17 protein-coding genes are annotated in these 17,315 nt (G+C 65.2%); 2 read left to right on the top strand and 15 right to left on the bottom strand.

The window, feature by feature from the left end:
* Positions 1-18: 18 nt before the first annotated feature.
* From ATF69_RS01100 to ATF69_RS01070, 7 genes are all read right to left on the bottom strand, one after another.
* Positions 19-987, bottom strand: a complete 969-nt coding sequence (locus ATF69_RS01100) for a CysB family HTH-type transcriptional regulator (RefSeq protein ID WP_146869635.1) — start codon at positions 985-987, stop codon at positions 19-21.
* Between the two features lie 193 nt (positions 988-1,180).
* Positions 1,181-2,539 (bottom strand): sulfatase family protein, encoded by a 1,359-nt coding sequence (locus ATF69_RS01095; RefSeq protein WP_146869634.1) that lies wholly within the window; start codon positions 2,537-2,539, stop codon positions 1,181-1,183.
* Entirely contained in the window at positions 2,536-3,630 is a 1,095-nt protein-coding gene (locus tag ATF69_RS01090; RefSeq protein ID WP_146869633.1) for an ABC transporter substrate-binding protein, read from the bottom strand. The genes ATF69_RS01095 and ATF69_RS01090 overlap by 4 nt, the downstream gene beginning before the upstream one ends.
* A gap of 36 nt (positions 3,631-3,666) precedes the next feature.
* A complete protein-coding gene (locus ATF69_RS01085; RefSeq protein WP_116749602.1) occupies positions 3,667-4,500 on the bottom strand; it encodes an ABC transporter ATP-binding protein in 834 nt (277 codons plus the stop codon).
* Positions 4,501-4,557: 57 nt separating this feature from the next.
* Complete coding sequence (locus tag ATF69_RS01080) at positions 4,558-5,361, bottom strand: ABC transporter permease (RefSeq protein ID WP_146869632.1); 804 nt, start codon at positions 5,359-5,361, stop codon at positions 4,558-4,560.
* Between the two features lie 13 nt (positions 5,362-5,374).
* A complete protein-coding gene (locus ATF69_RS01075) occupies positions 5,375-6,247 on the bottom strand; it encodes an ABC transporter permease (RefSeq protein WP_146869631.1) in 873 nt (290 codons plus the stop codon).
* 289 nt (positions 6,248-6,536) lie between these two features.
* Positions 6,537-7,643, bottom strand: coding sequence for an ABC transporter substrate-binding protein (locus tag ATF69_RS01070; protein ID WP_146869630.1), 1,107 nt, complete (start codon positions 7,641-7,643; stop codon positions 6,537-6,539).
* A gap of 279 nt (positions 7,644-7,922) precedes the next feature.
* On the opposite strand from ATF69_RS01070, the gene ATF69_RS01065 reads away from it, so the two are divergent.
* Both ATF69_RS01065 and ATF69_RS01060 read left to right on the top strand, forming a co-directional pair.
* Positions 7,923-8,780: a TauD/TfdA dioxygenase family protein gene (locus tag ATF69_RS01065; protein ID WP_108497574.1), complete on the top strand. Its 858-nt coding sequence runs from the start codon at positions 7,923-7,925 to the stop codon at positions 8,778-8,780.
* A gap of 140 nt (positions 8,781-8,920) precedes the next feature.
* Positions 8,921-10,285, top strand: coding sequence for an LLM class flavin-dependent oxidoreductase (locus ATF69_RS01060; protein WP_146869629.1), 1,365 nt, complete (start codon positions 8,921-8,923; stop codon positions 10,283-10,285).
* A 56-nt stretch (positions 10,286-10,341) separates the two neighbouring features.
* Here the strand turns inward: ATF69_RS01060 and ATF69_RS01055 are convergent, their stop codons facing one another.
* The 8 genes from ATF69_RS01055 to ATF69_RS01020 all read right to left on the bottom strand — a co-directional run bounded on the left by ATF69_RS01055 (position 10,342) and on the right by ATF69_RS01020 (position 17,284).
* Positions 10,342-11,298: a universal stress protein gene (locus ATF69_RS01055; RefSeq protein ID WP_146869628.1), complete on the bottom strand. Its 957-nt coding sequence runs from the start codon at positions 11,296-11,298 to the stop codon at positions 10,342-10,344.
* 123 nt (positions 11,299-11,421) lie between these two features.
* Positions 11,422-11,826: a GreA/GreB family elongation factor gene (locus tag ATF69_RS01050; RefSeq protein WP_146869627.1), complete on the bottom strand. Its 405-nt coding sequence runs from the start codon at positions 11,824-11,826 to the stop codon at positions 11,422-11,424.
* A gap of 409 nt (positions 11,827-12,235) precedes the next feature.
* Positions 12,236-12,943, bottom strand: a complete 708-nt coding sequence (locus ATF69_RS01045; protein ID WP_146869626.1) for an SDR family oxidoreductase — start codon at positions 12,941-12,943, stop codon at positions 12,236-12,238.
* 131 nt (positions 12,944-13,074) lie between these two features.
* Entirely contained in the window at positions 13,075-14,076 is a 1,002-nt protein-coding gene (locus ATF69_RS01040) for an NADP-dependent oxidoreductase (RefSeq protein WP_146869625.1), read from the bottom strand.
* 205 nt (positions 14,077-14,281) lie between these two features.
* The gene (locus ATF69_RS01035; RefSeq protein WP_146869624.1) at positions 14,282-14,890 is read right to left on the bottom strand and encodes a TetR/AcrR family transcriptional regulator; all 609 of its coding nucleotides are present in this window, start codon (positions 14,888-14,890) and stop codon (positions 14,282-14,284) included.
* Between the two features lie 341 nt (positions 14,891-15,231).
* Positions 15,232-15,447, bottom strand: a complete 216-nt coding sequence (locus ATF69_RS01030) for a TOBE domain-containing protein (RefSeq protein WP_015013774.1) — start codon at positions 15,445-15,447, stop codon at positions 15,232-15,234.
* A gap of 60 nt (positions 15,448-15,507) precedes the next feature.
* Positions 15,508-16,317 (bottom strand): ATP-binding cassette domain-containing protein, encoded by an 810-nt coding sequence (locus tag ATF69_RS01025; protein ID WP_056067467.1) that lies wholly within the window; start codon positions 16,315-16,317, stop codon positions 15,508-15,510.
* Between the two features lie 4 nt (positions 16,318-16,321).
* A complete protein-coding gene (locus ATF69_RS01020; protein WP_146869623.1) occupies positions 16,322-17,284 on the bottom strand; it encodes an aliphatic sulfonate ABC transporter substrate-binding protein in 963 nt (320 codons plus the stop codon).
* Between the last annotated feature and the right edge of the window lie 31 nt (positions 17,285-17,315).

Raw genomic sequence — 17,315 nt, 5'->3', positions numbered from 1 at the left:
CCGGCGGCGTCGCCTGCGTCATTCCAGCCTGCGCCCGTCGGCGTCATCCACCACGCCATCGCCGCCTTGCTGCACCGCTTTTTCGACCGCTTCGCGCGTGAGCGTCGGCACAAAGCTTTCAATGAACCGGTAGGCATACCCGCGCAGCCAGGCACCTCGCCGCAGACCCAGGCGGGTGAGATTGACCTCGAACAGATGGCCCGCGTCGATGAGCCGCAGGTGGCGGTCGCGCTCTTCATCGACCGCGATGGACGCGACGATGCCCACGCCCATGTCCAGCTCCACATAGGTCTTGATCACGTCAGCGTCCATGGCGGTGAGCACGATGTCGGGCGCAATGCCTTCGCGCGCAAAGGCCTCGTCGATGTGCGCACGACCGGTGTAGCCCAGCTCGTAGGTGATGATGGGATATTGCGCCAATTGCTCCAGCGTCACCGGGCCGGGCAGGTCCAGCAGGCGGTGGCCCGGGGGCACCACGATGCTGTGCGTCCAGCGGTAGCACGGCAGGGTGACCAGGGCGTCGTAGCCGGCCAGCGCCTCGGTGGCCACGCCGATGTCGGCCTCGCCGGACAACAGCATCTCTGCCACCTGGCGGGGCGAGCCCTGGTGCAGGTGCAGCGACACCTGCGGGAACAACGCCCGAAAGTCGCGAACCACCTGGGGCAGCGCATAACGCGCCTGCGAGTGCGTGGCCGCCACCGACAGGCGCCCCTGCGCGCTGTCGCTGAAGTCCTGGCCGGCGCGCCTGAGGTTGTCGGCCTCCAGCAGCAGGCGCTCTACCGTGGGCAGCAGCACTTCGCCAGGCGGTGTCAGGCCCGTGAGGCGCTTGCCCGCCCGCACAAAAATCTCCACGCCCAGCTCTTCCTCCAGCTCGCGGATCTGGCGGCTCACCCCGGGCTGCGAGGTGTGCAGGATGTGTGCCACTTCGGTCAGGTTGAAGCCCCGCCGCACGGTTTCGCGCACTGAGCGCAGTTGCTGAAAGTTCATGGATGAAAAGCCGGTCTCACAAGGTCGATGTGACTGCCACCGCGCGGGGACCGTGTTGGCGACGGCCCCATGCGTTCCGTAGCCAGACAGCCCATAGCGCAGGGGCCTGTAAACACTATGTTTTTAATAGCATAAAGCGCATATTCCACTAGCGCATCAGTCACTTTTCTTTGGTTTTTTTCCCGTACGGGCCTTACATGCCCCGCTGGGACAGGTCGGGCACATAGCGGTCGGCCTGGATGTCGGGCGACAGCCCGTGGGTGATGACCTCGTCGGTGATGGGCAGGAACTGCGCATTCCACTGCTCCCACGCCGCGCGCAGGCGTTCAAACACTTCGGGGTGCTTGTGGCGCAGGTTGGCGCGCTCCAGCGTGTCGTCTTCCACGTCGAACAAAAACTCGTTGTCGTTGATGCGCAGGTACTTGAAGCGGCCCTCGCGCACGGCGCGCTGGCGCTGCGACTTGTAACGCCAGAACAGCGTGCGCGGGTGCGCAGGCGCATCGCCCAGCAGCACGGGCAGGATGCTCTTGCCGTCGGGCGGGTAGTCGGCATGGGGCGCCACGCCCGCAGCGGCCAGCAGCGTGGGCAGCCAGTCCATGGTGGCGGTGACCTGGTCGCTCACCTGCGGTGCAATGCGCGCAGGCCAGCGCAGCAGCGTGGGCACGCGGATGCCGCCTTCGAGCAGCTCGGTCTTCTGGCCGGTGAAGGGCCAGGTCTTGGAAAAGCGCTCGCCGCCGTTGTCGCTGGTGAAGACGACGATGGTGTTGTCGGCCAGGCCTTGTGCCCTGAGGGCATCCAGCACCTGGCCCACCGCCTTGTCGAGCGAGCGCACCATGCGCGCATAGGTGGCCAGGTTGCCGCCGTCGTAGTGAAAGAGGTCTTTCAGGCCCAGCGAGATCTCTTCGTCCTCCGGACCCACCCAGGGCCAGTGGGGTGCGGTGAAGTGCAGCGACAGAAAGAACGGCTTGGCCGCGCTGCGCTCGCCGATCCAGCGCGTGGCCTCATCGGCCAGCAGCTGGGTGTAGTAGCCCACGCGCTCCACCGGCACCTCGCCTTCGTACAAATCGCGCGCCACGGCATCGCCCACGCCGGGCTTGTGCGTGAAGTAGTCGATGGCACCGCCATAGTTGCCAAAGAAGCGGTCGTAGCCACTCTTGAGCGGGCCGAAGGTGGGCAGGCTGCCCAGGTGCCACTTGCCAATCAGCGCCGTGTCATAGCCCGCATCGCGCAGCAACGATGGCAGCGTGGGGTGCTCCGGCGGCAGGCCGTGCACATGGGCCTTGCGCACCAAGGGTTCCTCCAGCCCGCCGCGCAGCCGGTACTGGTAGCGCCCGGTGATGAGCGCAAACCGCGTGGCCGAGCACACAGCCGAGTTGGCATAGGCCTGGGTAAAGCGCACGCCCTCGCCTGCCAGCGCATCGAGGTGCGGCGTGGTGAAGACGGCCTGGCCGTACACGCTCAGGTCGGCCCAGCCCAGGTCGTCGGCCAGGATAAAGACGATGTTGGGCGCCTGGGTGGAAGCGGAGGCGGCCACATTGGTGGTGATGCTCATGCAGCCCCCTTGGCCTTGCCGGCGGCATCGGTCTCGCGCCACTGCTTGTCGAGATTGAGGTCCTTGACGGCCTGCTGCACGAAGGCGGGCTGGAACCAGGCCTTCACGTCAAACGTCTGGCGGATCAGCCCCAGCTTGACGCCGTCATCCAGCACGCCCTGGTAACCAGCGATGAAGCCCTCGTCGAGCAGCGGCGAATATCGGGCGTTCAGGTTGTCGCCCGCCAGCTCCTCGCGGAACGACAGCTCGGGGTTGCCGCTGTTGTCGGCGTAGAGCTTGATGAGCGACTCGCGGTTGCCCTCTTGCGAAGACCAATGGGCGGCGCGCACCAGCTGGGTCACCAGGCGCTGCGTGAGCTGCGGGTTCTGTGCAGCGAAATCCTCGGTGGCCAGGATGCCGGAGTTGATGGTGTAGTCCGGCCCACGGCCCTTGGTGCTGAGCGCAATCTGCGCGCCCTGCGCTTTGAGCAGGAACAGGTCCGAGCCGCCGAACGTGGCGTCGATCTGCCCAGCCACCACGGCGGCCTTGGAGGTGGGCCAGTCCATGTTGATGAGCTTCACGTCCTTTTCGGTCAGGCCCGCCGTGGCCAGCAGGTTGTCGAAGGTGCGCTGGTAGGCGGTGCCCTTGAGCACAGTGACCTTCTTGCCCTTGAGGTCGGCCACGGTCTTGATGCTCACGCCGGGCGCCGTGGCCAGATAGCTGTTGCTGCCCCGGCCCGTGGCCGCAATGAAGCGGGTGGGCAGACCGCGCGCACGGCCAATGACGGCGGCCAGGTCGCCCAGCGAGACGATGTCGAGCTGCTTGGCCGACAGCGCCTCGTGCACGGCCGGGCCTGCGCCGCGAAAGAAGTTCCACTCGATCTTGATGCCGTCCTTGGCAAATTCATCTTCCAGCCACTTGTTGGCCTGCAGCACCGCAAACACGCTGCCGCCCGGCGAGGGCTTGCCGGCCGTACCCAGGTCGGGCGAGCCGATGCGGATGACCTTGGCGGGCGACTGGGCGCGCAGCACCATGGGGGCAGCGAATGCGGCAGCGCCAGTCACCAGCAGCGAACGGCGCGTGGAGAAAACGAGGGGGTTTTGTTGTGTCATGGGAATCTCGGGGATCGGTAAAAGGGGAACAAACAATCAAACGGCAAATTGCCACTGCGCGGCAGGCGCCAGCTGCTCGCCGCGCTTGAGCGGCGGCTCGGCCAGGTCGGCCGCCGGGTGGCCAGAGAACTCGCGCAGCACGCTGTCCTTGATGGCGGTGAACGCGTGGGAGGTGCGCTCGCGCGGATGGGGCAGCCCCACCGGAACCGTGCGGCGGATGCGGCCGGGGCGCGGCTCCATCACGACCACGCGGTCGCCCAGGTACACGGCCTCTTCCACGTCATGGGTCACCAGGATCATGGTGATGCCCTCCTGCTGCCAGATGCGGTGCAGCTCCTGCTGCAGGTGGGCACGGGTCATGGCGTCGAGTGCGCCAAAGGGTTCGTCCAGCAGCAGGATGTCGGGCCGGTTGACCAGCGCCCGCGCAATGGCCACGCGCTGCGACATGCCGCCCGAGAGCTGGTGCGGGTAGGCGGTCTCGAACCCCTGCAGCCCCACCAGCGCAATGTGCTCGCGCACGGTGGCGCGCTGCTGGCCCTCGGTCAGGCTGGAATTGAGCAGGCCCAGCGCCACGTTCTTCTCGACCGTGAGCCAGGGGAACAAGCGGTGCTCCTGGAACACGATGCCCCGGTTGAGGCTGGTGCCCACAATGCGCTGGCCGTTGAGCAGGATCTCGCCCTGGTAATCGCCCTCCAGGCCAATCACCAGCCGCAGCAGCGTGGACTTGCCGCAGCCGCTCGAGCCCACGATGCTCACGAACTCGCCGGGCTCGATGGTGAGGTGGATGTCCTGCAGCACGGGCAGGGCTTCGCCCTTGACCTCGTACTGCTTGTTCAGGCCGCGAATGGCCAGGGTACCGGCGTGTGCCATGTTGATTTCCTTGTGTTCGTATGCGTATGCGTATGCGTATGCGATGCGTCGGCAGCATCAGTACCTGGCGATCGTGCGATCACGCCAGGCCAGCAGGCGCTTTTCCAGTGCGGCCAGCAGCGCGTTCAGTACAAAGCCCACCAGGCCCACCACCACCACGCCAAACAGCACCAGGTCCATCCAGAAATGCTCGCGCCCATCGATCAGCGTGTTGCCAATGCCCTTGCCCGAGGCCAGCAGGTATTCGGCCCCCAGCGTGGCCAGCCAGCTGTAGATGAGCGAGAGCTGGATACCGGTGAACAGTGAGGGCGCGGCGGCAGGCGCCACCACACGGCGCAGCGTTTGCCACACGCTGAACTCGTACACGCGGGCCACCTCCAGGTACTCACGCGGCACGCTGCGCAGGCCCTCCAGCGTGTTGAGCACCACCGGAAAGAACGCCGCCATGGCCACAAACGCTACCTTGGCGGTATCGCCCAGGCCAAACCACATCGACAGCATAGGAATCCACGCAAACAGCGAGATCTGCTTGAGCGTGTGGAACGTAGGCCCCACCAGCCGCTCGGCCCAGCGCGACCAGCCCAGCAGCGCACCCACCGCCAGCCCGATGCCGGAGCCAATGCCGAACCCCCAGGCCATGCGCCACAGGCTGGCCGACAAGGCCACCCACAGTTCGCCGCTGACAACCTGGCCCACACCGCGCTGCCATACGGCCAATGGCGATACCAGCAGGGGTGAATCAGACGCCCCCGAAGCCACCACCGGCCACCACACGGCCAGGATCAGCACGGGCAGCACCCAGCCCCGCAGGCGTGCGGGCACTTTTTGGAACACGTTGCGTTGCACGTTCACAGAAGACATTGGCACACCCCGCTCACAAACCCGGCTTGCGCCAGCGCAGCAGCCAGGCCTCGGACACGGCCAGCAGCTTGTCGATCACAAACCCCACGATGCCCACGGCCAGCACGGCGGCCAGCACCACGTCCAGCTGAAAGAGCTGGCGGCCATAGACGATGAGGAACCCAATGCCCTCCGATGACGCCAGCAGTTCCACCACCACCAGCGCCAGCCAGGCATGCGTGAGGCCATAGCGCACGCCGTTCCAGATGGGTGCCGTAGCCGCCGGAAACACCACCCTGCGCAGCATCTGCCAGCGGGTGAAGCCATACACACGCGCCACCTCCACCAGCCGGTTGGGCACGTTCTGAATGCCCTGGCAGGTGTTGATGGCCACCGGCACCAGGGCCGCCTTGGCGATCAGCAGAAACTTGAGCCCCTCGTCAATGCCCACCACCAGGATCAGCAGCGGCAGCCAGCCGATCACCGGCACCTGGCTGAAGGCCTTGAACAATGGGAAGAAGTAGTCACGGAATGTCGGCGACAGGCCCATGGCACCACCCAGCACCAGGCCCAGCGACAGGCCGATGCCAAAGCCCGCAAACACACGGACCATGCTGATGCGCAGGTGGTCCCACAGCTCGCCGCTGGCCAGCAGCTCGCCAAACACCTTGAACACGGCGGCGGGCGGCGGCAGCACCTGCTCGGGCACCCAGCCCCACAGAGCGGAGAGCTGCCACAGCGCCAGTACGGCCAGCGGAAAGGGCCAGGCCCAAAGCGAACGCCTCGCCCAAGTCCAGGCGGCGTTTTGCCTTACCGCTGCGGGGCGGCGTGTGGGGGCATCCGGCAGCGCGTCCAGCGGGCTCACGGGGCTGCCTGGCCCGGCCGCGTTCAGTGCGGGTATCGCCATCTTTTGCATTTCCTTTGTGGGTGGTGGAGCTGCTACCACCTGGGGTGAGCGCAGCGCCATCGATAACAACCAAAAGAAATGTAAAAGACGTTTGTTATAAAAATAAATGGTTAATACTCATATGCAATGACAAAGATGTTTGCGGCATGAGCAGCGACGCCTGCGTTATGAGGTTGCCTCGGCGCAGGCACAAAAAACCCGCCGCGCACAAGGTGCGGGCGGGTTGCAACGAGCGGTGGTGAGCGGCTTTTCCGGGCTTACGCACCGTGGTTTGGATTGGAGACCTGGATCAAGGGGCGGCGACCAGATCCCCGTTGGCGCCATACACGGGCCAGTAGCTCTCCAGTTTCAGTTCCTTGAGAGCAGCGTTCAGATAGCGGCGGTCAAACCAGCTATCGATCTCTGGCTTCTTGCGGATGAGTTTGAGCTTGTGGGCCTCGTCAGCCGCGTCCTTGTAGCGCGCCACCAGAAATGGGTCGAGCAGTGGCGACAGGCGCACGCGCAGCGGCTGGCCAATGAAGTCTTCGCGCCACACCTTCTCGGCGTACTCGGCCTTGCCCCACTGCGCAAACAGTTCGGCACGGCGGTTTTCGTCGGAATATTTATGGGCGTACAGCACCACCGTCTTGACCACGCGCTCCACCGCCTTGGGGTGGCGGGCGGCGAAGTCGTCGGTCACCAGCAGCGCCGTCTGGCGGGTGTACTTGTAGGAATCTTCTGCAGCCGACCACACCACCTTGGCCAGGCCCTGGTCACGCAGCTTGAAAAAACCCACATAGCCAAATGCGGCGTCGATGTCCTTGCTGATCAACGCCGCCTCAGCGCTGGGCAAATCCAGATTGAGCAGTTTCACATCGCGCTCGCTCAGACCCTTGTCGGCCAGCGCGCGCACGGCTGCCAGATGCAGGTTGGTGCCCTTGAACACGGCCACCTTGCGGCCCTTGAGGTCTTCCAGGCGGCGGATGTTGGAGTCGGGCGGCACCGCAAGGTAGAGCCCGCCGCGCACGCCACTGCCCAGAATGATCTTGGTCTTCACGTCACTGGCCCGGTGCACGATAGAGGGCAGGTCGCCCTGCCACGCAAAGTCCAGTTGCTTGTTGACCAGTGCCTCATTGACGGCCGGGCCTGCGCCCTTGAAGAAGGTCCATTGCACCTTCACGCCGTCCTTCTTGAACTCTTCTTCCAGCCCGCCATCGGTGTAGGCCAGCGCGGCCGAGGTGCCACCATGGCGCACCGGGTCGCTGCCCACACCGCCGGTGGCGATGCCTATGCGGATCACCTTCAGGGGATCTTGCGCCTGTGCGGCTGCGCTACCCGCCCACAGGCCCAGGGCCACCGCTGCGCTGGCTGTCTTGGCAGCCGCCCAGAGCGCTGTTTTCCATTGCGTTTTTTTCATCTGTTGACCCTTCGTGCCTGTTGTTTTGCCTGTTGTCGTTCCGGTGTGCGTGCGCAATGTGCTGCACACGTCGCCGATCACTCTAGGCAGGCCCTGCGCGGGGGCCAACGACCAAAAACAGATATCCAAATTTGCGGATGGCAGGCCCACGCGCGCCAGTGCGAGGCGCAGTTTTCCGACTATGCATATGCGAACTGCTTCGTTGATGCGCGCACTGCGCGCTGTCCCAATCGTGTGGGAGTTCTCTTTCATCACCCCACCGTTTCAGAAAGCAGCGCCATGTCAAAGATCAACGATTTGCACCCCACGTTCACCCGCTTTGCTGTAGAGCCCTACACCCCCACCATCGGGGCAGTCATCCACGAGCTGGACCTGCGCCAGCCCCTGGACGCCGCCACGCAGGCCGAGCTGCGCCAGGCACTGGCCGTGCACGAGGTGCTGTTCTTCCGCGACCAGCACATCACGCCGCAGCAGCAGGTGGACTTCACCCGCAGCTTTGGCAATGTGGCCGAGGTGAAGGCGTTCTTCCCCCGGCTGGAGAGCCACCCTGAGATCGAGATCGTGGAGAGCACGGCCGAGCGCCCCAAGGCGTCCAACCAATGGCATGCGGACATCACCTGGCGCGAGCAACCGCCGCTGGGCACCAGCCTCTATGCACAGGTGATCCCGGCCAGCGGCGGCGATACGCTGTGGGCCAGCCTCACGGCCGCGTACGCCAGTCTGCCGCCCGCCTTCCAGGCTTACCTGGAAACGCTCACGGCCGTGCACACCTGGGAGATCAGTGGCTGGACGGAGTACCTGCTGCGCAAGGACGCCAGCGGCGAAGAACTGAAGGCCGCCCGCGCCAAGTACCCGCCCGTGGAGCACCCCGTGGTGCGCGTGCACCCCGTCACGGGCAAGAAGATCCTGTACGTGAACCCCACCTTCACCAGCCACATCAAGGGCCTGCACCGCACGCACAGCGATGCGCTGCTGACCCAGCTGTTTGCCCTGCCACAGGTGGCCGAGTTCCAGGCCCGCCTGCGCTGGGCGCCGGGCACGCTGGCCGTGTGGGACAACCGCTCCACCCAGCACTACGCAGTGGGCGACTTCTTCCCGCAGCACCGCAAGCTGCATCGCATCACTATTACCGAGTAGCCCCCTGAGTCACCTTCGGCGCCATCCCCCTTGGGGGGACGCCCCCCCTGGCCCGGCAAAGCCGGCTCCACGGGTGCACTGGCCTGGGCCGCGCCAGTGTCGAAGGCCGCGAGCCATCTCCACAAGTTTTGGAATCTCACATGACCCAACCCGACACATCCAGAAAACTGCGCCTCGGCGCCTTCATCATGGCCACGGGCCACCACGTAGCCGCCTGGCGTCACCCGGGCTCACAGGTCGATTCGGGTGTCAACATCGATCACTACATCGAGGTCGCCAAAACAGCCGAACGTGGCCTGTTTGACCAAGTGTTCGTGGCCGACAGCCCCGGCGTGTGGCACAAGGGCGACCGCGAGTCCTTCAGCCGCCAGGGACGGATCTCGCACTTCGAGCCCGTGACGCTGTGGGCGGCGCTGTCGGCCGTCACCAAGCACATCGGCTTTGTGGCCACAGCCTCCACCACCTACGAAGACCCCTACCTGCTGGCGCGCAAGTTTGCGTCGCTGGACCACATCAGCAAGGGCCGGGCCGCCTGGAACGTGGTGACCACCAGCGCCGAAAACGTGCACGGCAACTTTGGCCTGGACACTCACCCGGACCCCGCCACGCGGTACGAGCGCGCCCACGAATTTGTGGACGTGGTCAAGGGGCTGTGGGACAGCTTTGACGACGACGCCCTGGTGCGCGACCAGGCAAGCGGCATCTACTTTGACCCCGACAAGCTGCACGCACTCAACCACGTGGGCAAACACCTCAAGGTGCAAGGGCCGCTCAACATCGAGCGCTCGGTGCAAGGCCACCCAGTGATTGTGCAAGCCGGCTCCTCGGAAGACGGCAAGGAACTGGCCGCCGCGACGGCCGAAGCCATCTTCACCGCCTGGACCAGCCTGGCCGAGGCCCAGGCCTTCTACAAGGATGTTAAGGGTCGCATGGCCAAGTACGGCCGCAGTCCCGAAGAACTGCTGGTGCTTCCCGGCATCTCACCCGTGATTGGCCGCACCGAGGCAGAAGCCCAGGCCAAGTGGGCCGAGCTGCAGGCGCTGATCCACCCCAGCGTGGGCCTGGCCACGCTCACCCCCTTCTGGCCCGGAGAGGATCTGTCGAAGTGGAACCTTGACGCACCTCCACCGTACATCCCCGAGCCACCCAAGGGCATCAACAGCCGCGCCCACGTGGTGCTGGAGCTGGCTCGGCGAGAGAAGTACACCGTGCGTCAGCTGTACGAATACCTCGCCGGTGCACGCGGCCACTGGGTGGTGATCGGTACACCCGAGACCATTGCCGACCGCATGCAGGAATGGTTTGAGAACGGGGCGGCGGACGGCTTCAACGTGATGCCGCCTGTGTTGCCCCAATCACTCAACGAGTTTGTGGACCTGGTGGTGCCTGAACTGCAGCGGCGCGGCCTGTTTCGCACCGCCTACGAAGGCACCACCCTGCGGGAAAACCTGGGCCTGGCAAGGCCCGCAAGCCGGTACACAACACTGCTCGCGAAGGCGGCCTAGGCCTCATGCATGGCGAGCCCAATGACCTCGGCAGGGCTGTCCGCAGGGCTCCTTCGTCATGTGCCACCCTGCAGCGCCGCAGGGTTGGGATGGCTCGGCAAGCGCGGCTGGCCTGCCTTGACACGGCGCACGGGCAGATCGGTCGCCAGGCGTTTCAGGGCGGCCCCCCGGGATGCGGACTGAAAGCCGTGCGGTACCACCAGCACGTCCGTGCGGGCTTCACGCAGAATGCGTTGCGCAACGCTCTCGAACAGCCAGTCTGCCCACCGGGACGCGGGATGCTTGCCCACCATGATCAGATCGGCCCCGGCCCCTTGCTGCGCCACCAGCACCTGTCGCGCCGGGTCGCCCCGGCCGAGGGAGAATGAAAGCCGGTTGCGCCGCGCATCGTACGAGTCGGTCAGCGTGAACATGCGGTCCTGCGCATGGCGCCTGCACTGCTCGCGGTAGATCTGGATGGCGCGTTCCGACACTTCGGCATAACGTAGCTTGCCCTCATTGGCAGTGCTGACGGCATGGAACAGTTCCACACGTGCGCGGGGGTGGAGCGCCAGGCCCAGCTCCACCAGGCGATGCGAAGCCTGAGAAAAGTCCACCGCCACCATCAGGCTCTGGTAGGGCTGTGCCGCTGCGCTACGCACCACGATCACGGGGCGCCGGCAGGCACGGAGCAACTGGATCGCAGGGTGCGCGCCGAACCAGGTCCGCAACCCGCGCTGCGGGGCCATGCCCCACACCACCAGGTCGTGACCCGCTGCCGCGCGGGCGATATCCGCCACCGTGCAATCCACGCGTGTTCCGGCATGAACAGGAATCTGGTGGCGCTGCCGAATCTGCAGCGCATGGTGCGACAGTCGCACGGCCACGTCGGGTGGCGGCACTTCGCCGGATTGGGAGAGATACACCAGCTGCAACGCAGCCCGATGCTCTGCGCCCAGCAGCGCTGCGCGCGCCAGCGCGTGCCCTCCCAGTTCAGAAAAGTCGGTGAAGACGAGGATGGAGCGAGGGGTCATGGTGGTACGTCCTTCTGTGGTGAACAACGCGCACTCCTCCAACGGCTGCCAATGCGATTGGCGCCGGTCTGGTGAGAAGTGATCTGCTGGTACGGCCCGCAGCGGGCGGGCGTGCGAAGGCGACTAGGTGAGGTAGTCGCCCGTGGCCTCGGGCTGGTACTGGATGTTCTCGATGGTGGCGGAGCACTCTTCGCCATGGGGCGTTTGCCACTTGGCCATATCTCCAACCCGCAAGCCCAGCAGACTGATGCCCACCGGCGACAGCACCGAGATGAAGCCCGCCGCAGGCTCGGCGTCCTGCGGGTAACACAGGGTCAGCACCTGGCGCCGGTGGGTGTGCTGGTCCACCAGCTCCACACGTGAATTCATGGTGACCACGTCTGCCTGCACGGTGCGCGGGCTGGTGATATCGGCGTTGGCCAGCAGGTCGTCCAGCAAGGGGGCTGGCCGGTTGCCGACCAGCTTGGTCAGGCGCGAATAGTCCAGGTCGGTGAGCGTGCGCTCGCCAGGGGTCACAACTGCATGCATACAAAGCACTCCATCGAATGCGGCGGTGCCCCGTGGGGACAAGACGGCCGCTACCGCGCTTGGCTGGTGCCCGGCGGTGGATGGTTGCGCTACAAGGGGATGAGGAGAGAGGGTGCCGCCGGGCTCAGGAATGTGCTGGCGTCAACTGACGACGCGCGTTCTTCTTGGCCACCGCTCGCGCGCAGGCCGCTGCGCGGGGCAGCACAGCCAGGGCGGCAAAAGGGCAAACCAGAAAGGTCGTCATAAGCCGGAGTGTAGGCAACACGGGCGGTTCTGGGGGCAATAGCCCCAGGGTTCTTGCCAGATACCCGGCGGCCGGGTGGCCGGGTGGCCGGGTGGCCGATCTTTGTCGCCACCAGGGGCCACCCAGAGCGTCACGCCAGCTGGGTGGGCCCCCTGCGCGGCGTACTCAGGCCACTTGCGGCAGATAGCTGGGTCGCGTGGCTGTCATCGCGAGCTTGACATGCTGTGTGAGCTCATCGGCCAGCACCTCGTCCGCGCCTGCTTCCAGGCCATCCAGCGCGCGCCGCACGATCTGAACCGGGCTGGTCTTGGGCACGTCAAAGCCGCGCGTCAGGTCGGTATCCACATACGCCATGTGCAGGCCCAGGACCTGCGTGTTTTGCGCAGCCAGCTCATGGCGCAGTGCATTGGTGAGCGACCAGGCCGCAGACTTGCTGGCCGAGTAAGCAGCCAGCTCGCCGCCATTCACCCACGACGCCACAGACAGCACGTTGAGCAGCGCCCCGCCTCCGTTGGACTGCAGGACCGGGGCAAAGGCTTTGCTGACACGCAGCACGCCAAAGACATTGGTCTCAAAGATGCGGCGCATCACCTCTTCGCTGTCGGCCGCCAGAAACCCGCCGGGCTTGGCGATGCCCGCGTTGTTGATCACCAAACTCACGTCAGACGCCTGCGCGGCGGCGGCCGCCACCTCTTCGGGGTTGTTGACGTCCAGGCGCAAAGCCTGCACGCCGGGTTGCGGGACGATGGTGGACGGATCGCGCGCGGCGGCGTAGACCTTGCGCGCACCGCGGGCGAGCAGCTCGCGAACAAAGGCCAGGCCAATGCCGCGATTGGCACCGGTGACGAGGACAACAGCGTTTTCGATCTTCATGGGAATCTCCAGGGTTGGGGTGGGACTGAACAGGGATATGCACGGGCTGTGCAAGGGATGGATATGGAGTGAGGGCTCGATAGGTGCGAGACGGACGCGAGACGGGTGCGAGGCAGCAGTAAGCGAGCAGCTCAGCGCACCTTGACGACGACCTTGCCCTTGGCACGGCCGGTTTCCACGTAGGCGATGGCTTCGTTGGTTGCGTCGAAGGGAAACACCTTGTCGATCACCGGGCGGATGGCCCCTGCATCCACCAGACGCGTGATCTCCTGCAGCTGGCTGCCCTGTGCACGCATGAACAGGAACGAGTAGCCAATGCCCAGCACTTGGGCACGGCGCCGGGTACCGGCGCTCAACAGCCTGAACACCATCCGCAAGAAGCCCGACGCACGAAGGGTTTTGCCGAATGCGGGATCGGGTGGGCCCGAGACGGAGACAAGTTGGCCTCCGCGCTTGAGCACGCGCAGGGACTTGGCCAGCGCCTTGCTGTCCTGGCTGTGCAGCACCACGTCATAGTTGCGCAGCACGTTTTCAAAATCTTGCTGGCGGTAGTCGATGACAACGTCCGCGCCCAGGCTTTGGACCAGTGCGGCACTGCCCGCGCCGGCGGTGGTGGCCACGGTGGCGCCCAAGTGCTTGGCCAGCTGGATAGCAATGCTGCCCAGCCCCCCCGATCCCGCCTGGATGAAAACCTTCTGCCCTTTGCTGACCTGGGCCTTCTCCACCAGCGCCTGCCATGCCGTCAAGCCCACCAGCGGGATCGACGCTGCCTCTTCCATGGTCAGGCTGCGGGGCTTGAAGGCCAGCGAAGACTCCTTGACCGCAATCAGCTCCGCAAAGGTGCCGATGTGAAAGTCGTCCGCCCGGGCATAGACCTCGTCCCCCGGCTTGAACTGCCGCACGCGCGGCCCTACCCGCACCACCACGCCCGCCACATCGTGCCCGAGGATGAGCGGCATCTTGTAAGGCAGCAGGAGCTTGAACTCACCATCTCGGATCTTGGCGTCGAGCGGGTTGACGCCCGCTGCATGGACCTCCACCAGCACCTCATCGTCGCGCAGGGAGGGAGCAGGAACATCGGCAGGCCGGAGTACGCCCTTTTTGGCATAGCGATCCAGAACAAACGCTTTCATGGGGTTTCCTTTGCTGCAAGGGATTGCATGGCTGCACAGCAATGCCACGCGGACTGGCGAGGCTCCACCAAAAACGCCGTCCCTCCATGACGCACCAGATGCTGTGCAGGGGTTGGGTCGTTATTTCGCATGATAAACATCATATGTAATGATAAAAAAATGCGTGCCATCGCACGATCATGAAGAGGCTGGGTGTGAATCCGCGTTATGCCGTTTCCGCCGGCAACAGGTGCTTGAGCGCGGCTTCGCGCAGGCTGTCGGACAGCGCGGCGTCGTCCACAGCACGGGCAAGCACGAGCGCTCCCACCATGGTGGACAAGGTGACAAGCGCTTGCTCATGCGTTTCTGGCTGGCCCCACTGAGGTGACTGGCGCGCAATCAGATCGACCATTTCCTTGATGTGCCGGGTGGAGACGCGTCGCACCTCAGGGGACTGGCGCGAGGTTTCGGAGCCCAACGCGGCCAGAGGGCAACCCGTTTCGATGCTCTCGACATGTTCGCGCGAAAGGTAGGCCTTGAGCACGGTTGCCATCGCCTGCGAGGCGGGCTCCCCCGCCACAGCGCCCGCCACCGTCGCCACAGACTGAGCGCACGCCTGTGTTGCCGCTTCGGCCAGCATGGCCTCGCGAGACTCGAAGTGCGCATAGAAGGCGCCATGCGTCAGGCCTGCTTCCTTCATGATGTCCGCAACCCCGGTGCCATGGTAGCCCTGGCGACGGATCGCCCGCGCCGCCACCGACACGATGCGCTCATGGGTCGCTTCTTTGGCGGCGGCTCGGGCATTGGGCTGTCTATTTCGCATGATGTTTATCATACATAAACCCACCATTCAGCGCAACTGCGCTTGGTCTATGGGGTTGAACACACGCCCGTGCATCGTTCCGCCTCCAAAAAACAGGCCCCTGCGGGGCCTGGAATGCGAGCAGCGCCATGAACAGGCACGTGGTGGATGGTCAAAAAGAAGGCGGGCTGCGGCTGTATTGATGAACCCCCAGCCCTCCCCTCATGCGATGCGACCGTTTCCAAACGAGCTATTCGCCCGTCGCAGTCTTCATCCAAAGCACCGCAGGCCCCCGCACGCAGCAGGTCGCTTCAACCGCCCGCTTTGCGCGCAATTCAGCCGCAATACCCACGATGGCTGCGCGCCGTGCTCCATCACAGCTTGGCGATGGACACCTCCGTGGACTTGACCAGTGCGACCACATCGGAACCCACGACCAGGCCCAGGTCGTCCACCGAACGGGTGGTGATGACGGAGGTGACGATGCCCCAGGGGGTTTCGACATCGACCTCAGAGACGACATCGCCGCGAATGATCTCGCGCACTTTGCCCTTGAACTGGTTGCGTACGTTGATGGCTTGAATGGACATGGGGTTCTCCTTGAATAGTCCGTTGAAAAATGAAAACAGTGGGTGAGAGAAACAGAAAAATCAAACCGCCCAGCGAAGGCCATGCGCTGGCACACCTGGCCATGGCGCCTCGTGTGCGGGGTCGCCATCGGGCTTTTGCAGCACGCGGTCCAGGATGCGTTTTTCGATGGCGGCAAACGCGGCGTCACCGTGCGAACGGGGGCGTGGCAGGTCGATGCGCTGGTCCAGCGCGATCTGGCCGTCTTCGATCAGGATCACGCGGTCAGCCAGGGCCACGGCCTCTTGCACGTCGTGGGTGACCAGCAATGCCGTAAAGCCGCTGGTACGCCACAGGCCTTCAATGAGGCGGTGCATCTCGATGCGGGTCAGTGCGTCGAGCGCACCGAGGGGTTCGTCCAGCAGCAGCAGGCGCGGGTTGTGCACCAGCGCACGCGCCAGGGCCACGCGCTGGCGCTGGCCGCCCGACAGGCGTGCCGGCCATTCGCCCAGCCGGTCGCCCAGGCCCACGCGCGCCAGCACATCGGCCGCGGCGCCGCGCCGCTCGGGCGGCAGGCCCAGCGCCACGTTGTCAGCCACGCGCTTCCAGGGCAAGAGGCGCGAGTCCTGGAACATGATGCGGGTGTCACCGCTCAGGCCCGTGATGTCCCGGCCGTCCAGGCGGATCGCACCGCCAGAGACTGACTCCAGGCCCGCCACCAGACGCAGCAGCGTGCTCTTGCCGCAGCCACTGCGGCCCACAATGGCAACGAACTGGCCGGGTTCAATCGTGAGTTCGGTCTTCTTGAGGACATCGCGCGTGCCGTAGCGCTTGTCCACACTGCGCACTTCCAGGCGCACGCCCTGCGCTGTGTTGGGATCGTTCTGGCTCATGGCATCAGGCTCCGGGTTTGAAGAGAGGCACATCGAGGGCATTCACGCGCCTGGGCAGCAGCTTCTCGGCCAAAAAGGCATCCGCAATGCGCTGTTGCTCGGCAAGGGCTGTGGGCACCACGGCGCGCACCTCATAGCTGCGGCGGCTATTGGCCAGCTCGATCACGCCCGCATCCAGCCCCCACACCGGTGCCAGCAGCGCGGCTGCGTCCTTGGGACTTTGCTTGACCCAGGCACCGGCCTTCTGCAGCTCGTGGAAGAACACACCGAGTACATCGGGTCGGGCCTTGGCATAGGGAGTCCCGGCCAGGTAATAGCGCTGGTAAGACGCCAGCTCACGCCCATCGGCCAGCACCCGTACCGCCGACTGCTTTTGCACGGCGGCCAGGAACGGGTCCCACACCACCCAGGCGTCAATGGCGCCACGCTCGAAGGCTGCACGGCCGTCGGCCGGCGTGAGGTAGGCGGGCTCGATGTCCTTGAACGTCAGGCCGGACTTCTCCAGGGCTGCAATCAGCAAGAAGTGCACGCCCGCCGCCTTGGCAAAACCGATCTTCTTACCCTTGAGGTCGGCCACGGTCTTGATGGGCGAATCGGCACGCACCACGATGGCCTGGGCGGCGGGCGATGGCGATTCCTGCGCCACGAAGGTGAGGTTGGCGCCGGCCGCCTGGGCGAAGACGGGCACGGTGTCAGCCACGTCGGCACTGACATCGATGTTGCCCAGGTTCAGGGCTTCGAGCAAAGGCAGGCCACTGGTGAACTCGTGCCACGAGACCTTGACGTTCAGCGGTGCCAGCAATTGCTCCAGCGTGCCCCGTGTTCGCAGAATGGTGGTGAGCGTGGATGATTTCTGCAAACCAATGCGCAAGGTCTCGGGCTTGCCTTGCGCCGCAGCCACGCCACTGGACAGGGCCGCAAGGGCACCGAGCACGGTGCGCCGATGAATCAGGAAAGGAAGGGTCATGGTCGTGATGAATGCGTTGTAGGAATGTCGG

The sequence above is a fragment of the Acidovorax delafieldii genome, from assembly GCF_007993815.1.
Classification (GTDB): Bacteria; Pseudomonadota; Gammaproteobacteria; order Burkholderiales; family Burkholderiaceae_C; genus Acidovorax; species Acidovorax delafieldii.
The sequence above is the reverse complement of the archived record's forward strand: the minus strand, read 5'-3'. Positions and strand labels throughout refer to the sequence as shown.

What these genes read in the sequence shown, in the direction of transcription:
- ATF69_RS01050 (WP_146869627.1), bottom strand. Translation starts at nt 11,826, where the DNA reads ATGCATGCAGTTGTGACCCCTGGCGAGCGCACGCTCACCGACCTGGAC.
- ATF69_RS01055 (WP_146869628.1), bottom strand. Translation starts at nt 11,298, where the DNA reads ATGACCCCTCGCTCCATCCTCGTCTTCACCGACTTTTCTGAACTGGGA.
- ATF69_RS01090 (WP_146869633.1), bottom strand. Translation starts at nt 3,630, where the DNA reads ATGACACAACAAAACCCCCTCGTTTTCTCCACGCGCCGTTCGCTGCTG.
- ATF69_RS01035 (WP_146869624.1), bottom strand. Translation starts at nt 14,890, where the DNA reads ATGATAAACATCATGCGAAATAGACAGCCCAATGCCCGAGCCGCCGCC.
- ATF69_RS01065 (WP_108497574.1), top strand. Translation starts at nt 7,923, where the DNA reads ATGTCAAAGATCAACGATTTGCACCCCACGTTCACCCGCTTTGCTGTA.
- ATF69_RS01020 (WP_146869623.1), bottom strand. Translation starts at nt 17,284, where the DNA reads ATGACCCTTCCTTTCCTGATTCATCGGCGCACCGTGCTCGGTGCCCTT.
- ATF69_RS01030 (WP_015013774.1), bottom strand. Translation starts at nt 15,447, where the DNA reads ATGTCCATTCAAGCCATCAACGTACGCAACCAGTTCAAGGGCAAAGTG.
- ATF69_RS01040 (WP_146869625.1), bottom strand. Translation starts at nt 14,076, where the DNA reads ATGAAAGCGTTTGTTCTGGATCGCTATGCCAAAAAGGGCGTACTCCGG.
- ATF69_RS01045 (WP_146869626.1), bottom strand. Translation starts at nt 12,943, where the DNA reads ATGAAGATCGAAAACGCTGTTGTCCTCGTCACCGGTGCCAATCGCGGC.
- ATF69_RS01100 (WP_146869635.1), bottom strand. Translation starts at nt 987, where the DNA reads ATGAACTTTCAGCAACTGCGCTCAGTGCGCGAAACCGTGCGGCGGGGC.
- ATF69_RS01070 (WP_146869630.1), bottom strand. Translation starts at nt 7,643, where the DNA reads ATGAAAAAAACGCAATGGAAAACAGCGCTCTGGGCGGCTGCCAAGACA.
- ATF69_RS01060 (WP_146869629.1), top strand. Translation starts at nt 8,921, where the DNA reads ATGACCCAACCCGACACATCCAGAAAACTGCGCCTCGGCGCCTTCATC.
- ATF69_RS01095 (WP_146869634.1), bottom strand. Translation starts at nt 2,539, where the DNA reads ATGAGCATCACCACCAATGTGGCCGCCTCCGCTTCCACCCAGGCGCCC.
- ATF69_RS01075 (WP_146869631.1), bottom strand. Translation starts at nt 6,247, where the DNA reads ATGGCGATACCCGCACTGAACGCGGCCGGGCCAGGCAGCCCCGTGAGC.
- ATF69_RS01085 (WP_116749602.1), bottom strand. Translation starts at nt 4,500, where the DNA reads ATGGCACACGCCGGTACCCTGGCCATTCGCGGCCTGAACAAGCAGTAC.
- ATF69_RS01080 (WP_146869632.1), bottom strand. Translation starts at nt 5,361, where the DNA reads ATGTCTTCTGTGAACGTGCAACGCAACGTGTTCCAAAAAGTGCCCGCA.
- ATF69_RS01025 (WP_056067467.1), bottom strand. Translation starts at nt 16,317, where the DNA reads ATGAGCCAGAACGATCCCAACACAGCGCAGGGCGTGCGCCTGGAAGTG.